Here is a 16,193-nt window from a genome sequence, read left to right on the forward strand (position 1 = left end):
CCGGACAGCCGGGCCAGGCTCCGGCCCAGCCGGCCGCGCCCGCGTCCCAGTTTCGCCCGGTGACGCCACCGAACGGGAAGTGACACCATCATGAACAATCTGTTGCCTTACGCCTTCGCACGCGACCACGTCGTGCTGGCGCGCGGCGGCGACGAACCGGGGCAGAGCGTGGAAGTGCTGGTCTCCAGCGCCACCTCGCCCGCCGCGATCGCCGAAGTGTCGCGCCGTTTCGGGCGCATCACCCTGCGCCGCCTCGAGCGCGGCGAGCTCGACGACGCCATCGCCAGCGCCTATGCCGGCGCGGGCGGCGACGCCTCGCAAGTCGCCGACGAGTTCGACGCCGACCTCGACCTGACCAAGCTGCTGCAGGACGTGCCGGCCATCGAAGACCTGCTCGAATCCTCGGACGACGCGCCGGTGATCCGCATGATCAATGCGCTGCTCACCCAGTCGCTGCGCGAAGGCGCCTCCGATATCCACATCGAGCCCTTCGAGCAGACCTCGGTGGTGCGCTTCCGCGTCGACGGCGCGCTGCGCGACATCGTGCGGCCCAAGAAGGCCATCCACGCGTCGCTGATCTCGCGTATCAAGATCATGTCGCAGCTCGACATCGCCGAGAAGCGCCTGCCGCAGGACGGCCGCATCACCCTGCGGGTGGGCGGCAAGCCGGTCGACGTGCGCGTCTCGACCCTGCCGACCGGCCACGGCGAACGCGCCGTGCTGCGTCTGCTGGACAAGGAAGCCGGGCGCCTCGACCTCGGCCACCTGGGCATGAGCCCGGACATGCTGCCGCAGTTCGACAGCCTGATCAACCAGCCGCACGGCATCGTGCTGGTCACCGGCCCGACCGGTTCCGGCAAGACCACCACCCTGTACGCGGCGCTGTCGCGCCTGAACGCGTCGACCACCAACATCATGACGGTGGAAGACCCGATCGAATACGACCTCAACGGCATCGGCCAGACCCAGGTCAACGCCCGCATCGACATGACCTTCGCCAAGGCCCTGCGCGCCATCCTGCGCCAGGACCCGGACGTGATCATGATCGGCGAGATCCGCGACCTGGAAACGGCGCAGATCGCGGTCCAGGCCTCGCTCACCGGCCACCTGGTGCTGGCGACCCTGCACACCAACGACGCCGCCGCCGCCGTGACGCGCCTGCTGGACATGGGCATCGAGCCCTTCCTGCTGTCGTCCTCCCTGATCGGCGTGATGGCCCAGCGCCTGGTGCGCAAGCTGTGCTCGCAGTGCAAGACCTTCGATGGCCAGGCCTGGCACCCGGTCGGCTGCGAGCGCTGCGGCCACACCGGCTACCACGGCCGGGTCGGCGTGTACGAGCTGCTCGAAACGACCGAGCAGATCCGCTCGCAGATCCACAACCAGGCTTCCGAAGCCGAGATCCGCAGCGCCGCGATCCAGAGCGGCATGCGCACCATGCGCGAGGACGGCGAGCGCTGGGTGGCGGACGGCACCACCACCCGCGCCGAGCTGCTGCGCGTGGTGAAGGACTAGGGACCAAGCCATGCCTGCTTTCCGTTACGAAGCCGTCGATCCGGGCGGCGCCACCCGCAAGGGCGTGGTCAACGCCGATAGCCCGCGCGCCGCGCGCGCCGACCTGCGCACCCAGGGCTTGACGCCGCTGAGCGTGGAAGCGATCGCGGCCCAGGTCGACGAAAGCGGCGCCACCCGCTCGCGCGGTTTCGGCGAGCGCCTGTCGCAGGTCGAGCTGGCCTTGTTCACGCGCCAGCTGGCCAGCCTGCTGGAAGCCGGGCTGCCGCTGGAGCAGGCCTTCACGGCCCTGCTGGAGCAGTCCGAGCGTCCCTACATGCGCGACTTGATCGCCTCGATCCGCGCCGAAGTGATGGGCGGCGCGGCCTTCTCGACGGCGCTGTCGCACCACCCGCGCGACTTCGCCGAGATCTACCGCGGCCTGGTGTCCTCGGGCGAACAGATCGGCCAGCTGTCGCGCGTGCTGTCGCGCCTGGCGGACTACATCGAGCGCCGCAACGCCCTGGTGCAGAAAGTGCGCCTGGCGTTCACCTACCCGGCGATCGTGACCGTGGTGGCCTTCGCGATCGTGATCTTCCTGCTCACCTACGTGGTGCCGCAAATCGTCTCGGTGTTCGCCAACACCAAGCAGAAGCTGCCCTTCCTGACCGTCATGATGCTGGCGATCTCGGACTTCGTGCGCGCCTACGGCATCTACGTCGCGATCCTGATCATCGGCGCCTTCTGGATGTGGCGGCGCGCGCTGCGCAATCCCGACCTCAAGCGGCGCTGGCATACCTGGCTGCTGAATGCGCCGATCTACGGCAAGTTCGAGCGCAGCCTGAACACCGCGCGCTTCGCCAGCACCCTGGCGATCACCACCGGATCGGGCGTGCCGATCCTGCGCGCGCTCGACACCAGCCGCGACACCTTGTCCAATGTGGCGATGCGCGAACTGGTGGAACAGGCGACCGCGAGCGTGCGCGAAGGCGTGAGCCTGGCGCGGGCGCTGTCGGTGCAGAAGCATTTCCCGCCGATGCTGGTGCACATGATCCGCGCCGGCGAAGTCACCGGCGAACTCCCGGCCATGCTGGAGCGCGCCGCGAATTCCCAGCAGGCCGACCTCGAACGCCGCACGCTCACCATCGCCGGCCTGCTCGAGCCCGTGCTGATCCTGGCGATGGGCCTGGTCGTGCTGCTGATCGTGCTCGCGGTCCTGATGCCGATCATTGAAATCAACCAGCTGGTGCGTTGAAGCGAAGGACACCATGAACAAGCGTTTGCCCCTTCTTCTCAGCCTGCTCGCCCTGATCCTGCTGGCGGCCTCGATCGCCTACTGGGTGCTGCAGCTGTACAAGCCCGAGCAGCGGCCGCTGGCCGCGGCCCCGGTCACGGCCCAGGCCGAACCAGGCCCGGACGCCGCCGCGACCCTGTTCGGCGGCCAGCCCTCGGTGGCGGCCATCTCGAATTTCCAGCTGACCGGCGTGGTATCGGCCGGTCCCAACAGCGCGGTCATCATCGTGGCCGACGGCGCGCCGCCGGTGGCGGTGCGCATCGGCCGCGAAATCGCGCCGGGCGTGGTGGTGCAGGAAGTGCATGCCAAGTACGTGATGCTGTCCGAGGGCGGCGTCATGAAGCGCGTGGAACTGGCGACCGACACCAGGCCGGCCGGCGGCGGCTCCGCGCCGCCACCGCCGCCTGTGCAGATGCCTGTGGCCGCCGCACCGGCGCCCGGTATCGAGCCGCAGACCGCGCCGGGCGTGGTCAGCGCCCCGCCGGCCATGCAGGCTGCACCGACGCCGGAGAATTACGCACGCGGCGCGGCGCCAGGGCAAGGCGTGGCGCAGCCGAACCAGGAGCCCCAGCCGGACCTGGGGGCGGCCCAGGGGCCGGATGCCGACCCGGGCGCGATACCGCCGCCGCCGCCGCCGAACCAGGTGCAGATGGCGCCGCCTACGCGGTCGGTCAATAGCCCGGTGGGGCAGAATTCGACGACGCAGTAATGGTAGGAGCGCTGCAAGCAGGCAAGACGTAAGATGTTTGTCAGGGCGCTTGAGCTGCGTGAGTCCTTTTCTATGCCCGCACACTATGCGCCGTCGTTCCGGCCTTCGCCGGAACGACGGTTTACGGCTAACGATGTAACTGGCTGGCGAGCACAAATCCTTATCGTCTTAATGCTGTAAACGCCGCCAATTCCCACGACCTGAACCCCACCAGCAGCGTAAACCCATCCCGCTCCTCCTGCGGCAGCCTGCGGTCGTTCTTGTGCAGCCTCGCCAGTTCCCCGGCCAGCTGCCCGATCTTCTGGGCGATCTCCTGTGCACTCGCGCTCGACAGCCGCGCCGGCAGGCACAGCAAGGTCTCGCCCGCGCCGTCGAAGCCGCCCGAAAAATAATCCGCCACGACATGCTCGCGGAAATAACGCTGCACCGGCCCGTCCGGCAGCCAGCGGAAGGCATTCGACACCCTGAGCGTGTAGCGGTTGAGCGGCTTCAATTCGATCACGCCCAGCCGGTCGAGTTCCGCGAGCAGCTTGATGCATTCCGGTTCGGTCAAGCGGTAGGTCTCGACGATCTGTTCCAGGCTCCAGTGGCCGAGGCAGCAGATCGCCACCAGCAGCAGGCGCGGATTGGCCACCAGCGAGGTTTCCTGCGGCAGGGTCAGCGCATCGGACTGCGGCCGTGCTTCCAGTGCGCCGCGCAGCACGTCCTCCATGGCGATGCCGGTGGCCTGGCAGATCTGCGCCAGGCGCGACAAGGCCATGTCCTTCTGCCCGAACATGCGCTTGACGCTCGATTCGCTCACGCCGATCCGCTCGGCCAGCGTCTTGTAGGTGATGCCCGCCGCGCGCAGCTGGGCGCGCAGGACGTCGAGGACCAGGTCGGGGGAGCTCATGGAAGAAGGTGATGGTTGCTCATGCGCCGACTGTACAGGCGAAGCGTGCCGCGGGCAAGACGCCGCCGGAGCTGGCTGCCGGCTTGCGCTAAGATGCGGGCTCCGCCGCCATGAACGCTGCCATGCATCCCCGTCGCTGCCGTACCCTGTCCCTGTTGATTCCGATGGCGCTCGTCTTGCTGGCCGCCCACCTGCTGCCGGCGGACGCGATCGGCCGTTTCCCCTTCCTGGGACGGATCGCCGGCAGTGTCAGCGCCTGGTTTCCCTACATGGGCGAATACGCGGCCGCGTCGGCATGGCCCCAGCTGAGCTACGCGATGCTGGCCCTGTCCCTGCCGCTGTCCCTGCCTGCCGGGCTGTCCTATGCCTACTGGCACCTGCAGGTCGCCGATCTCGATCGCGGCCGCACATCCTTCAACTTCCTGGCATGGGGCTGGACCGCGCTGCTGTTCATGGCTTTTCCCCTGGTGCTGCCGGGACCGGACTTCGAGGGACGCAGCGCCCTGGGCGACTGGATGTTCACGCAGACGCGCACGGGGCTGGGTATCTTGTGCTGCATGCTGGTCGCCATGGAAGCCCTGCTGGTGATGGTCTTGCTGGGCTGGTGGCGCGCGCTGCGCACCCGCCATCAGGTCCGGACCGGGCGTCCGCGCAATGCCGGGGGTGAATAGGCCGGCGGCCGGCCCAAAAAAAGCGGGCACACGTGGCGCCCGCAAGAGGAGACTCGGTTGTGCCGCAGGACGCTGCTTATTCGTCCTCGTCCGCGACCAGTTTGACTTTCTTGAGGGCCCGCTTGGCCTCCTGCCGCTCGCTCGAGAGCGGCTTGGCGTGCGGTCCGGCCGCACGCGCCTTGGCCAGGGCCGCGATCGGATTGCGCGGCTTGCCGAAGTTCTGCGAGGGTTCGACCCGCAGGCGCATCTTTTGCCGGGTCGCCAGTGCCTTGTTCGCCATGCGGGCCTCCTAAGGGATTACAACACGTAGCGCGACAGGTCTTCGTTAACCGCGAGCTTGTCGAGCCGTTCGTTGACGTAGGCCGCATCGATGCGCACCACCTGGTCTTTCTCAAGGCCGGCGCTGAACGAGATTTCTTCGAGCAGCTTTTCCATCACCGTGTACAGGCGGCGCGCGCCGATGTTCTCGGTGCGCTCGTTGACCGAGAACGCGATCTCGGCCAGGCGGTGGATGCCTTCGTCCAGGAACTCGACCTTCACGCCCTCGGTCGCCAGCAGGGCCTCGTACTGCTTGGTCAGGCTGGCGTCGGTCGAGGTCAGGATGCTCTTGAAGTCCTCGATCGACAGCGACTCCAGCTCGACGCGGATCGGGAAGCGGCCCTGCAGCTCCGGAATCAGGTCCGAGGGCTTGGACAGGTGGAAGGCGCCCGAAGCGATGAACAGGATGTGGTCGGTGCGGATCATGCCGTACTTGGTGTTCACCGTGGTGCCCTCGACCAGCGGCAGCAGGTCGCGCTGCACGCCGGCGCGCGAGACGTCGGCGCCGCCGTGCTCGGAACGGGTGGCGATCTTGTCGATCTCGTCCAGGAACACGATGCCGTTCTGCTCGACGTTGGCGATCGCCTTCTGCTTCAGCTCGTCCTCGTTGACCAGCTTGGCGGCTTCCTCCTCGACCAGCAGCTTCATCGCTTCCTTGATCTTCATCTTGCGCGCCTTCTTGCGCGCGTTGCCGACGCCGGCGAACATCGACTTGATCTGCTCGGTCATTTCTTCCATGCCGGGCGGCGCCATGATTTCCATCTGCGGCATGGCGTCGGCCACTTCGATCTCGATCTCGCGGTCGTCCAGCGAACCTTCGCGCAGGCGCTTGCGGAAGGTCTGGCGGGTGGCGTCGCCTTCCTTGCTGTCGTCGGTGTGGTTGACGTTGAAGCCGAAGTCGCGCGCCGGCGGCACCAGGATGTCGATGATGCGGTCTTCGGCCGCGTCCTCGGCGCGCTGGCGCACCTTTTTCTGCTCGCTGGCGCGGGTCTGCTTGACGCCGATGTCGATCAGGTCGCGGATGATGGTGTCGACGTCGCGGCCGACGTAGCCGACCTCGGTGAACTTGGTCGCCTCGATCTTGATGAAGGGCGCGTCGGCCAGCTTGGCCAGGCGGCGCGCGATCTCGGTCTTGCCGACGCCGGTCGGGCCGATCATGAGGATGTTCTTCGGCGTGATCTCGTGGCGCAGCGGTTCCTCGACCTGCTGGCGGCGCCAGCGGTTGCGCAGTGCGATCGCGACCGCGCGCTTGGCCTTGCCCTGGCCGACCACATGCTTGTCCAGTTCGGAGACGATTTCGGGTGGGGTCATGTTCATGGTGGCGGCCATTCTCAATCCAGGGTTTCGATGATGTGGGACAGGTTCGTATAGATGCACAGTTCGCCCGCGATGGTCAGGGCTTTCTTGACCACTTCGGCGGGCGGCAGGTCGGTGTTCTCGTACAGGGCCTTGGCCGCGGACTGGGCGTACACGCCGCCCGAGCCGATCGCGCCGATGCCGTCTTCCGGCTCCAGCACGTCGCCGTTGCCGGTGATGATCAGGGTCGACTCCTTGTCGGCCACCAGCAGCATCGCTTCCAGGCGGCGCAGCACGCGGTCGGTGCGCCAGTCCTTGGCCAGTTCGACCGAGGCGCGCAGCAGATTGCCCTGGTGTTTCTCGAGCTTGGCTTCGAAGCGGTCGAGCAGGGTGAAGGCATCGGCGGTGCCGCCGGCGAAGCCGCACAGGACCTTGCCCTGGTACAGCTTGCGTACCTTGCGGGCCGAGCCCTTCATGACGACGTTGCCGAGCGTGACCTGGCCATCGCCGCCCAGCGCGACCTGGCTGCCGCGCCTGACACTGACGATGGTGGTGCCGTGAAATTGTTCCATGTTTGACCTCGTGGTTGTCTAGCAAGCCGCAGGTGGGGGCCGTGCATTGAATTGCAAGATGAGCTCGACATTAATCTCGCGAACCTGTTTGGAACGCTGGTTTCGGCATTGCCGGAAGACGCACCTGGGCGTCTGCACGACACTGATCTTAAATGAGCTATAGAAGATACATTATAAATGATAAAGTATCCTCTATAGACCATTGAATGTTATCTTGAGATTCATAGAGAATACCTTATTTGCTATAATGCCTTATCTATGAACGCGTGAAATCCTATGCCAAAGCGTATTCTGACTGCTGAAATGTGGCCTACCCTGGTGCAGGAACGCCTTGCCATGTGGGGAAAGTGCATCCATGCGCAACGCTTGCAGCAACGCATTACAGCCGCCGACCTCTGCACGCGTCTGGGCGTGTCGAGGACAACGCTGCGCCGCCTGGAGCAGGGCGACCCGAGCGCGGGTGTGGGCGCCTACCTGAGCGCTCTGCTGACCCTGGGTGTGGCCGACCAGGCGATTCCGCCCCTGGTCCCGGAGCTGTGGCAGCGCAGCCAGGGACAGCGCGTCAAGCTGAGCAAGCACGAAAAGGGCGAGGACGATGCAGAGTATTTCTAAGCCGCTCTATGTCTATCTCCAGCGTCCCGATACGGGCGAATGGGTCACGGTCGGCAGGTACAAGGCGGACAGGCCGGAAGAAGGCTTGTTCAAGTACGCTCCCTCGTATGCCGAGGCCGGCCTGGCGTGGACGATCGATCCGGTCAATCTTCCCTTCCTGCCTGGGCAGGATTTTGCCGCCACGCGCTACCGCGGCTTGCACGATGTGCTGCGCGACGCTTGCCCGGATGCCTGGGGACAAGCCTTGCTGCGCCGCGAGTACAACCTGCCCGGGAATGCGCCCCCCTTGCAGTATTTGCTGAGAGCCAGCAATCTCGATCGCTGGGGCGCGCTTGCCGTGGGAACCAGCGTGAAGTTTCCCGGCACGAAGCTCGACAGTCCGACCTTGCCCAAGCTCGACCAGGTGGTGGTGGAGCTGGTCGCCCTGGCGGAGCGCAGACCCGCAGTGCGCACGGCGCTGCGCGCCCGCCTGGTGCAGACCGCCAGCGTCGGCGGCGCCCGGCCGAAAGCGACCGTCCAGGGAGACGAGGGACAGTACTGGCTGGTCAAGCCCGAGATTGCGACGGACGTCGACGATATTCCGCGGCTCGAGCATGCCGGCCAGCGGTGGGGTGCGGAAAGCGGCCTGCGTTTCGCGCCCACCGTTTTCCACCCGTCGGCCGGGGGACGCAGTGCGCTGCGCGTCCTGCGCTTCGACCGGAGCGGACGGCAGCGCCATATGTGCGTCAGCGCGGCGTCGCTGCTCCAGGCCGAATATCCGGACGATCTCAGGCAAACAGAGCGCTGGAGCTATCCGCGCCTTGCCGAGGAATTGAAACGGATCGGTGCGCCGCCGGAAGACCGTCTCGAACTGTTTGGACGCATGGTGTTCAATGCGGTCTGCGGCAACGACGATGACCACGTTCGAAACCATGCCGTCGTCTACCACGCGCAGGAACGGCGCTGGCGCCTCGCGCCGGCCTTCGATGTGGTTCCCAATCCGGTCGAGACGCCGAAGCGCCTGCACATGCAGCTTTCCCTGGGGCGTTTCGACATCTCGCGTGAAGCGGTGCTGGCCGATGCCCACCGCTTCGGATTGCTCAACCAGGTGGATGCATCCGACTACCTTGAGAAGCTGCTCCAGCGGATCGAGGCGGGATTCGATCTTGTTCAGCCTTTGCTCGACGAGAAGTGGCAGGGCGAAATGGCCGAGCGTCTTCGAACTAACCTGGAGCTCCTGAGAATCGAAGCCGCAGGGCATTGAGCGGCTTCAGTAGCGGTGCGGGTAGAGCTTGAGGCCTGCTTCGGCGCCGAGCAGGCGCAGCAGGGTGGCGACGAGGTGGTTCAGTTCGCGCAGCTCGACCCGCTTGCCGGCCTCGAGGTGGACGCGCAGGCGCGCCTGCAGGGCGCTGGCGCAGGCGTAGTCCATGCGCGCCAGGCGCGAGCAGTCCAGCACCAGGGTGTCGCGCCCGGCCGCATAGGCGTCGATGGCCTCGAACAGGGGCAGGGCTTCGCCGGCCAGCACCGCCGGCAGCATGTAGCGGTCGCCGCCGGCCGCCGCGGGCGCGGCGGTGGACACATGCTGCGGCGCTTCGAAGGAGGGCGGCGACACCTCGAAGGTGACGCAATAGTCCATCGCCGCTTCTTCGAAATCCTTCTCGCGATGGGTCAGGAGCAGCAGTTCGAGCAGCAGCAGCCAGGGCGCCTGGCTGGCCTCGCGCGCGCCGATGGCCAGCATCGGGCGCAGCACCGTCAGCAGCGTGTCGGCGCCGGCCAGCACCAGTTCGCGCCCGCCGGCGCGCAGGGACTGCAGCGCCGCCAGCAGGCGCGCGCAGCCCTCTTCATCGGCGCTGCGCAGCGCGCCGAAGTCGAGCCGCACCAGCGGCGCCTTGCTTGCCAGCAGGCGCGCCAGGCGCGGCGCCACGCTGGCGTCCAGCACCGCGCAGAAGGCTTCGGCGGCGGCCACGGCCGGGGCTGGCCCTCCCGATCCTCCCGCATCCGGCGCCGGCAGCAGCGGCTGCCAGGCGGGTGGCGAGGTCTCGAAGTGGCTGGCATAGTCGATCGCGACGCTCTCGAAATCCTGTTCGCGGCCGGTGGCCTGGTAGAGGTCGAACAGCATCCACCACGGCAGGCGCTCGTGGCGGCCCAGGCTCGCCAGGCTGTCGCGCAGCAGCTGTTCGGCCAGCACGGCCTGGCCGTTGGCGTACAGGATGGCGCTTTCCTCGACCGCCGGGGCGGTGGCGGGCAGGGCGGCCGGTTCCGGTACTTCCTCCGGTTCAGGGGGCGCAACCGGGATGGCGGCGGCCGGACGGCGCGCGCCGCTGCCCCAGTCGGGCTCGTCGTTGAAGATGCTGGAGGTCATTTCCAGCTCGATCTCGTCGATCTTGGCGGCGGTGGCGCGTGCTATTTCGCGCTGGCGCTCGCGCTCGGCCTCGGTGTCCAGGCGCGACGGCTCGCCGGCGCGCAGCCGGGTCTCGGGCATCAGGAGGCCTGCGCCCGCGTCGTCGTTCTTTCTCTTGAGGAAGGAGAAAAGCCCCATGCTCACCGTTGTCCTTCAGCCAGCCCGTCCGTGCAAAACGGTAGCACGGTCCGGGCGCCAGCGTGCTGCGCACACGCGGCGGCTGGTAGTGTATCCGATGGGAAATAAAAAGTATGCACGGATGGTAAGTGAGCCGTGCAAACAAAAAAAGCATGCGGGGTGAAGCGCATGCTTTTTTCGTGGAGTGGCAAGCGTGTCAGTCGCCGTAGAGCTTCTGCTTGAGCTCGCGGCGCTGCTGGGCTTCCAGCGACAGGGTAGCGGTCGGACGGGCGATCAGGCGCGGGATGCCGATCGGCTCGCCGGTTTCTTCGCACCAGCCGTACTCGCCGGCCTCGATGGCCTGCAGCGACTGCTGGACCTTCTTGAGCAGCTTGCGCTCGCGGTCGCGGGTGCGCAGTTCCAGGGCGTGTTCTTCCTCGATGGTCGCCCGGTCGGCCGGGTCCGGCACCAGCACGGTTTCGCGCAGGTGTTCGGTGGTCTCTCCGGCGTTTTTCAGCAGTTCCTTCTCGAGCTCCTGCAGGCGGTTCTTGAAGAAGGCCAGCTGGGCCGGATTCATGTAGTCGTCGTCGCTCATCGCCCGAATCTCTTCTTCCGTCAGGAGGCGTTCTTCGGGTTGGGCGGTATTCGGTTTCGTTGTTTTAGTCATGATGCCTTCGATACGACAGAGGTTTCATTGTATCAGCTTGCTCAGCCGTGACACCCGTTGCGGCTGGAGTGCGCGGGGGAGCAGCTGCCTTGATGGCGTCGGGGCGCCATCCCTTCTCTCCGGGGTGCCCTTCACACTGTCGAGGCAGGGTTCAGACAGGCCCGGGCATGCCAGTAAAACTGATGTAGTTTATACCAAACATTGTTCGAGACCGCGGATAAAAACGTCTTTTGGTAAATTTTTGCCAATAAACACCATTTTGCTCGCCGGCGTCTCATTTTGGCCCCACTTCGGTCCCACGTCGCTGCCCATGATCTGGTGCACGCCCTGGAACACCACCTTGCGGTCGACGCCCTGCATGCGCAGCACGCCCTTGTAGCGCAGCATCTGCGGGCCGAAGACCTGCACCAGGCTGCCCAGGAACTGTTCCAGGCGCTCGGGGTCGAAGGCGCGATCGCTCTTGAACACGAAGGCGGCGATGTCGTCGGTGTGGTGGGAATGATGGTGATCGTGGGAACATGCCTCGCCGTGGGCGTGATCGTGGCCGCAGTGGGCGTGGTCGTGATCGTGCTCATGGTCATGGTCGTGATCATGGCCTTCTTCCACGCGCAGGAAGTCGGGGTCGAGTTCCAGCTTGTCGTTCAGGTTGAAGCCGCGCAGGTCGAGCACGTCCGAGATCGGCGCCCGGCCGAAGTCGCTGGTCGAGATCGGCGCGCGCGGATTCATGCGGTGCAGGCGCGTCTTGAGCGCGTCCACTGCGGCCGCATCGACCAGGTCGGTCTTCGACAGCAGGATCTTGTCGGCGAAACCGACCTGGCGCTGGGCTTCCTCGTGCTGGTCCAGCTGGTCCATCGCGTGGCGCGCATCGACCACGGTGACCACGGCGTCGAGCAGGTAGTTAGCGCCCACTTCCTCGTCCACGAAGAAGGTCTGGGCCACCGGGCCCGGGTTGGCCAGGCCGGTGGTTTCGATCACCACGCGGTCGAAACTGATTTCGCCGGCGGCGCGCTTCTGCGCCAGCTTGGTCAGGCCCTCGACCAGGTCGCCGCGCACGGTGCAGCAGATGCAGCCGTTGTTCATCTCGATGATCTGCTCGGTGGTGTCGCGCACCAGGATTTCGTTGTCGATGCTCTCCTGGCCAAACTCGTTCTCGATGACGGCGATCTTCATGCCGTGCTCTTCCTGCAGGATGCGGTTGAGCAGGGTGGTTTTGCCCGCGCCGAGGAAGCCGGTCAGGATGGTGCTTGGGATCAGGTCCATGTTCGCTACTCGTTCAGATGGGTCCGGGATGGGACAGGAGAATCGGGGGATTATGCCGCAATTCTTGCAAGACCACCATCAACCGTATCGGTGCTTGATAAAGCTCAAGCCACCGTTCTGAAAGAAGCGAAAGGCGGCGCGGGATCAGGGTGCAGCCGCCAGCGCCCGCTCGGCCTTGTCCAGGTTGCTGCGGTAGCCCGCCAGGGCCTTGCCTTCCTTGCCCTGGGCCTGCGCCAGGGCGAGCGCCTTCAGGAACTGCGCTTTGGCGGCGGCGTGCTGGCCGGTGGCGAGCAGCGCTTCGCCGTAGCTGTCCTGGGCATTGGCCGAGTCGCCGAAGCGCTCGGCGTTCGCCTTCATCACCTTTACCGCCAGCTGGGCCTGCTTGCGCGGGCCGAGCAGTTCGTAGGCAATGCGGTTGCGCTCGGCTTCGTCGAAGCCGCTCGCGGCCAGGGCGTTGGCGATGGCGCCGTCAGCGCCGTCCTGCTCCAGGCGGCGGAACAATTGTGCGCGCGCTTCCGCAAGCCGGCGCCGGGCGTCCTTGGCCTCGGCCGTCGCGATCACCTGGCGCACCGCGGCGACCACGAGTTCGGGCTGTTCCAGGTGGATGTTGTGCCCGCTGTCCGGAGTGACCACATGGCTGCCGCTGCTGAATCCGCGGAAGAAGCTGTCGTGCAGGCCGCGCCAGACCTGCACCGCGGCCGGCGTTTCCAGGAACAGCTGGGGCTGCTCGCGGTTCTGGACCGAGGTCAGCACCGCCACCGGGACATCGGGCAGGCGCGCGGGCGTGTCGAGAGCGCCGCGCTCCAGGATCGCCTGCACGCTGCGCAGCTCGGCCCGCAGGGCCGGCGGCGTAAAGCCTTCGATGGCGCGGTTGTCGCTGTCGACCCGGGCCGCATCGAGCTTGCGCAGCTCCAGCTCGAAGCGCTCGTGGCTGGGATCGACGAACACCATGCCGGCCACCTGCTCCGGATGGCGCGCCGCATAGCTGCGGACCAGGAAGGCGCCATAGGAATGCCCGACGAGGATGAAGGGCGGCTGCAGCTTGGCCGCGGCCACCAGCTCCTCCAGTTCGCCGGTACGGGCGGCCAGGTCGACGGCGCCGGGCCGCGCATCCGAGCGTCCGAGGCCGGCGCGCGAATAGGCGACCAGCCTGGCCGCGTCGGCCAGGGGCGGGGCCACGCGCCGCCAGACGCTGAGGTCGCGCCCGAAGCCGGACTCGAAGATCACGGTGTAGCGGCCGCTGCCCATGGCCGCCATCTGGACCTGGCGGTCGCCGACCTTGACCAGGTCCTGGGCGGAGGCGGGCAGGATGGCCAGGACGGCCAGCACGAGGGCGGGAAGGGCGGCGCCGAGGCGCGGCGGGAATGCAGCTTGCATGAAGGCTCCGGAAGTCGTTGCCGCCGTTGCCGCCAGGGGCGACAATCCGACGGCGGGGCCCATTGTAGGAAGCACGGAGCGGCCTCGAAACTGTCAAATATAACAGCCGCACAGGAGACGCGATGGCAGTGATGGGGGAGGCAATGCCCGGCTGGCGCGAGCGCCACCTGGAAGACATGGCGCAGGCGCCGGATGCGGACGCCCTGTTCGCCGTGCTGGCCGGCGCCGCGCGCGAACTGGGTTTCGATTACTGCGCCTATGGCATGCGCATGCCGCTGCCGCTGACGCATCCCGCCACCTTCATGGTGAACAACTATGCGCCGGCATGGCAGGCGCGCTATGCCGCCGCCGGCTACCTGGACGTCGATCCCACCGTGGCCCATGGCGCCGCCTCCCAGCGCCCGCTGCTGTGGAGCGAGCAGCTGTTCGCCGGCGCCCGTCCGCTGTGGGAAGAGGCGCGCGGCCACCAGCTGCGGGTCGGCTGGGCCCAGTCCTCGCGCACGCCGGACGGCAGCATCGGCATGCTGACCCTGGCCCGTTCCCATGAACCCTTGTCCGAGCGCGAGCTCGCGCACAGCGAACGCGACATGAGCTGGCTGGCGCATGCGGCCCACGAAGCGATGGCCCGGCTGCAAGAACGCAAGCGCGGGCAGGCGCCGCTCAGCGCGCGCGAAGCCGAAGTGCTGCGCTGGATGGCCGACGGCAAGACTTCCATCGAGGCGGCCGCCATCCTGGGTTTGTCGGAGCGGACCGTGAACTTCCACGTGGCGAATGCCCTGCTCAAGCTGGGCGCGGCGAACAAGACCGCCGCCGTGGTCAAGGCGGCGCTGCTGGGACTGCTTTAGCCTATTTCGACTTGGCGCGCGGATGGGCGCGGTCGTACACCGCCGCCAGGTGCTGGAAGTCGAGCGAGGTATACACCTGGGTCGAAGTGATGCTGGCGTGCCCGAGCAATTCCTGCACGGCGCGCAGGTCGCCCGAGGATTGCAGCAGGTGCGAGGCGAAGGAGTGGCGCAGCACGTGCGGGTGCACGTGCACCGGGCTGCCGGCGCGCAGGGCGTGCTGCTTCAGGCGCTGCTGCACCACGCGCGGCGTGATGCGGGTGGCGCGCGCCGACAGGAACAGGGCGGCGCTGCCGTCGCGGGCGGCGGGGCGCACCGCCAGCCAGGCCGCCAGCGCCTCGCGCGCCGGGCCGCCGACCGGCACCCGGCGCATCTTGCCGCCCTTGCCGGTGACGACCACCTCGCCCGCCTCGCGGTCCAGCCAGCCGAGCGAGGCCGGCTGCCCGGCCTCGGCCTCGCGGTAGGCCAGGTCCAGGCCGCTCAGTTCCGACACCCGCAGGCCGCTCGAGTACAGCAGCTCGAACATGGCGCGGTTGCACAGCTCGAAGGGTTCCGGATGGCCTTGGACCTTGGCTTCCATCAGCTGCACGGCGGCATCCACCGGCAGCGCCTTGGGCAGGGTCTTGGGCCGCTTCGGGGCGCGCACGCCCTCGACCGGGTTGGCCGCCAGGACCGTCTGGCGCGACAGCCAGGCGTAGAAACCGCGCCAGCCCGAGAGCTTGCGCGCGATCGAGCGCGCCGACTGGCCGCCCGCATGCAGCTTGGCGGTGAAGCGGCGGATATCGAAATGGGTGAGGCGCGGCCAGTCGGTGTGGCCGGCCAGCTGGCCGAGTTCTTCCAGGTCGCGCCGGTAGGCCTCGACGGTGTGGGGCGAGAGCTGGCGCTGGGTGGCCAGCTCGCCCAGGTAGCGCGCAGCCCAGTCGCTGGCGTCGGCCGGGGCGCTCATGCCTAGCCGGTCCTCAGGCGCGCAGCGGGGCCAGCGCGGTGCTGGCGGTGGCGGCGATGTGGACCAGGAACTCGGTCCCCATCACGGTGGTGAAGCGGTCCGGATCGGGCGAGCCCAGCACCAGCATGCCGAAGGTCTGGCCATGCGGGCCCAGCGGCAGCATCACGGTCGAGCGCACGGCGGCCGGGTCCTCGAGCCAGCGCACGGCTTCGAAATCGTTGTTCGGACCGCAATACGGCGCGCGCAGGCTGTTGGCGAAGATGCGGGCGTCGTCCGAGACGCCGCCGGTGAACCATTCGCCGGCATGTTCCGGCGCCACGTTCCACAGGCGCAGGCTGACCTGGGGCACCGAGAAGTGGATGCGCAGCCCGTCGGCCAGGTCGCGCGCCATCGCCGCGCCGCCCTGCGACACCAGCAGGGCCTGGGTCCAGGCGTGGAAGCGGTTGGCGATCGCGGCGTTTTCCTCGGCGCGGCGGGTCAGTTCGGCCAGGCGCAGCTCGAGGGCGCGGTACTTGTCGCGCATGACCTCCATCTGGCGCTCCTGCAGCGACACGGCGCGGCCGGTCAGCGGGCTGGACAGCTTGACCTCGCCCAGCAGGCCGGCGTGCTCCTCGAAAAACTGCGGATGGTCGATCAGGTATTGCGCGACGGCGGTGGAGTCCAGTGTTGCGGTGGTCATGAAAATCTTCGGTGAATTAAGGTCCGGGCTGCCATTTTACCTGAGCGGCACAGCCGCCCGGACATAAAAAAAG

Annotated in this window: 17 protein-coding genes; 7 read left to right on the forward strand and 10 right to left on the reverse strand. The window is 67.3% G+C overall.

The genetic code is table 11. The features are described 5' to 3' along the window. Positions 1–90: 90 nt before the first annotated feature. Genes gspE through J8847_RS18560 form a run of 3 tightly spaced genes read left to right on the forward strand, consistent with a single transcriptional unit; the run spans position 91 to position 3,491 of the window. The gene (gene gspE / locus J8847_RS18550) at positions 91–1,512 is read left to right on the forward strand and encodes a type II secretion system ATPase GspE (protein ID WP_211526196.1); all 1,422 of its coding nucleotides are present in this window, start codon (positions 91–93) and stop codon (positions 1,510–1,512) included. A gap of 10 nt (positions 1,513–1,522) precedes the next feature. Continuing rightward, positions 1,523–2,743: a type II secretion system inner membrane protein GspF gene (gene gspF, locus J8847_RS18555; RefSeq protein ID WP_211526197.1), complete on the forward strand. Its 1,221-nt coding sequence runs from the start codon at positions 1,523–1,525 to the stop codon at positions 2,741–2,743. Between the two features lie 13 nt (positions 2,744–2,756). Continuing rightward, a complete protein-coding gene (locus J8847_RS18560) occupies positions 2,757–3,491 on the forward strand; it encodes a hypothetical protein (protein ID WP_211526198.1) in 735 nt (244 codons plus the stop codon). 160 nt (positions 3,492–3,651) lie between these two features. Here J8847_RS18560 and J8847_RS18565 read toward each other — a convergent pair whose 3' ends face one another. Then, positions 3,652–4,383: a helix-turn-helix transcriptional regulator gene (locus tag J8847_RS18565; RefSeq protein ID WP_211526199.1), complete on the reverse strand. Its 732-nt coding sequence runs from the start codon at positions 4,381–4,383 to the stop codon at positions 3,652–3,654. A 122-nt stretch (positions 4,384–4,505) separates the two neighbouring features. Between J8847_RS18565 and J8847_RS18570 the strand changes: the two genes are divergently transcribed. Then, a complete protein-coding gene (locus J8847_RS18570) occupies positions 4,506–5,054 on the forward strand; it encodes a hypothetical protein (protein WP_211526200.1) in 549 nt (182 codons plus the stop codon). A 76-nt stretch (positions 5,055–5,130) separates the two neighbouring features. On the opposite strand, the gene J8847_RS18575 is transcribed toward J8847_RS18570, so the two are convergent. From J8847_RS18575 to hslV, 3 genes are read right to left on the reverse strand one after another with little or no spacing between them, the layout of a single operon-like run. Then, entirely contained in the window at positions 5,131–5,334 is a 204-nt protein-coding gene (locus J8847_RS18575; RefSeq protein ID WP_211526201.1) for a hypothetical protein, read from the reverse strand. 17 nt (positions 5,335–5,351) lie between these two features. After that, positions 5,352–6,689: an ATP-dependent protease ATPase subunit HslU gene (gene hslU / locus J8847_RS18580; RefSeq protein WP_211526234.1), complete on the reverse strand. Its 1,338-nt coding sequence runs from the start codon at positions 6,687–6,689 to the stop codon at positions 5,352–5,354. Positions 6,690–6,703: 14 nt separating this feature from the next. After that, positions 6,704–7,240 carry an ATP-dependent protease subunit HslV gene (gene hslV / locus J8847_RS18585; RefSeq protein WP_211526202.1) on the reverse strand — a complete coding sequence of 179 codons (537 nt, stop codon included), beginning with the start codon at positions 7,238–7,240 and terminating at the stop codon, positions 6,704–6,706. A 336-nt stretch (positions 7,241–7,576) separates the two neighbouring features. On the opposite strand from hslV, the gene J8847_RS18590 reads away from it, so the two are divergent. Together J8847_RS18590 and J8847_RS18595 are read left to right on the forward strand one after the other, a co-directional pair. Beyond that, positions 7,577–7,852 carry a helix-turn-helix transcriptional regulator gene (locus J8847_RS18590; protein ID WP_267875468.1) on the forward strand — a complete coding sequence of 92 codons (276 nt, stop codon included), beginning with the start codon at positions 7,577–7,579 and terminating at the stop codon, positions 7,850–7,852. Beyond that, a complete protein-coding gene (locus tag J8847_RS18595) occupies positions 7,836–9,095 on the forward strand; it encodes a type II toxin-antitoxin system HipA family toxin (protein ID WP_211526204.1) in 1,260 nt (419 codons plus the stop codon). The genes J8847_RS18590 and J8847_RS18595 overlap by 17 nt, the downstream gene beginning before the upstream one ends. A 6-nt stretch (positions 9,096–9,101) precedes the next feature. Here J8847_RS18595 and J8847_RS18600 read toward each other — a convergent pair whose 3' ends face one another. The 4 genes from J8847_RS18600 to J8847_RS18615 all read right to left on the reverse strand — a co-directional run bounded on the left by J8847_RS18600 (position 9,102) and on the right by J8847_RS18615 (position 13,653). After that, positions 9,102–10,370 (reverse strand): STAS domain-containing protein, encoded by a 1,269-nt coding sequence (locus tag J8847_RS18600; RefSeq protein WP_211526205.1) that lies wholly within the window; start codon positions 10,368–10,370, stop codon positions 9,102–9,104. Between the two features lie 196 nt (positions 10,371–10,566). Continuing rightward, the gene (dksA, locus tag J8847_RS18605) at positions 10,567–11,016 is read right to left on the reverse strand and encodes an RNA polymerase-binding protein DksA (protein WP_211522146.1); all 450 of its coding nucleotides are present in this window, start codon (positions 11,014–11,016) and stop codon (positions 10,567–10,569) included. Positions 11,017–11,205: 189 nt separating this feature from the next. Next, on the reverse strand, positions 11,206–12,276 hold the full coding sequence (locus tag J8847_RS18610) for a GTP-binding protein (protein WP_211526206.1): 1,071 nt from the start codon (positions 12,274–12,276) through the stop codon (positions 11,206–11,208). Positions 12,277–12,420: 144 nt separating this feature from the next. Further along, complete coding sequence (locus J8847_RS18615) at positions 12,421–13,653, reverse strand: alpha/beta fold hydrolase (RefSeq protein WP_211526207.1); 1,233 nt, start codon at positions 13,651–13,653, stop codon at positions 12,421–12,423. 122 nt (positions 13,654–13,775) lie between these two features. Between J8847_RS18615 and J8847_RS18620 the strand changes: the two genes are divergently transcribed. Beyond that, the gene (locus J8847_RS18620) at positions 13,776–14,498 is read left to right on the forward strand and encodes an autoinducer binding domain-containing protein (RefSeq protein WP_229429780.1); all 723 of its coding nucleotides are present in this window, start codon (positions 13,776–13,778) and stop codon (positions 14,496–14,498) included. Between the two features lies 1 nt (position 14,499). Here the strand turns inward: J8847_RS18620 and xerC are convergent, their stop codons facing one another. Further along, a complete protein-coding gene (gene xerC / locus J8847_RS18625; RefSeq protein ID WP_211526208.1) occupies positions 14,500–15,441 on the reverse strand; it encodes a tyrosine recombinase XerC in 942 nt (313 codons plus the stop codon). A gap of 13 nt (positions 15,442–15,454) precedes the next feature. Then, positions 15,455–16,120 carry a DUF484 family protein gene (locus J8847_RS18630; RefSeq protein WP_211526209.1) on the reverse strand — a complete coding sequence of 222 codons (666 nt, stop codon included), beginning with the start codon at positions 16,118–16,120 and terminating at the stop codon, positions 15,455–15,457. Positions 16,121–16,193 lie beyond the last annotated feature (73 nt).

The sequence above is a fragment of the Massilia sp. AB1 genome, from assembly GCF_018119385.1.
Lineage (GTDB): Bacteria > Pseudomonadota > Gammaproteobacteria > Burkholderiales > Burkholderiaceae_D > Telluria.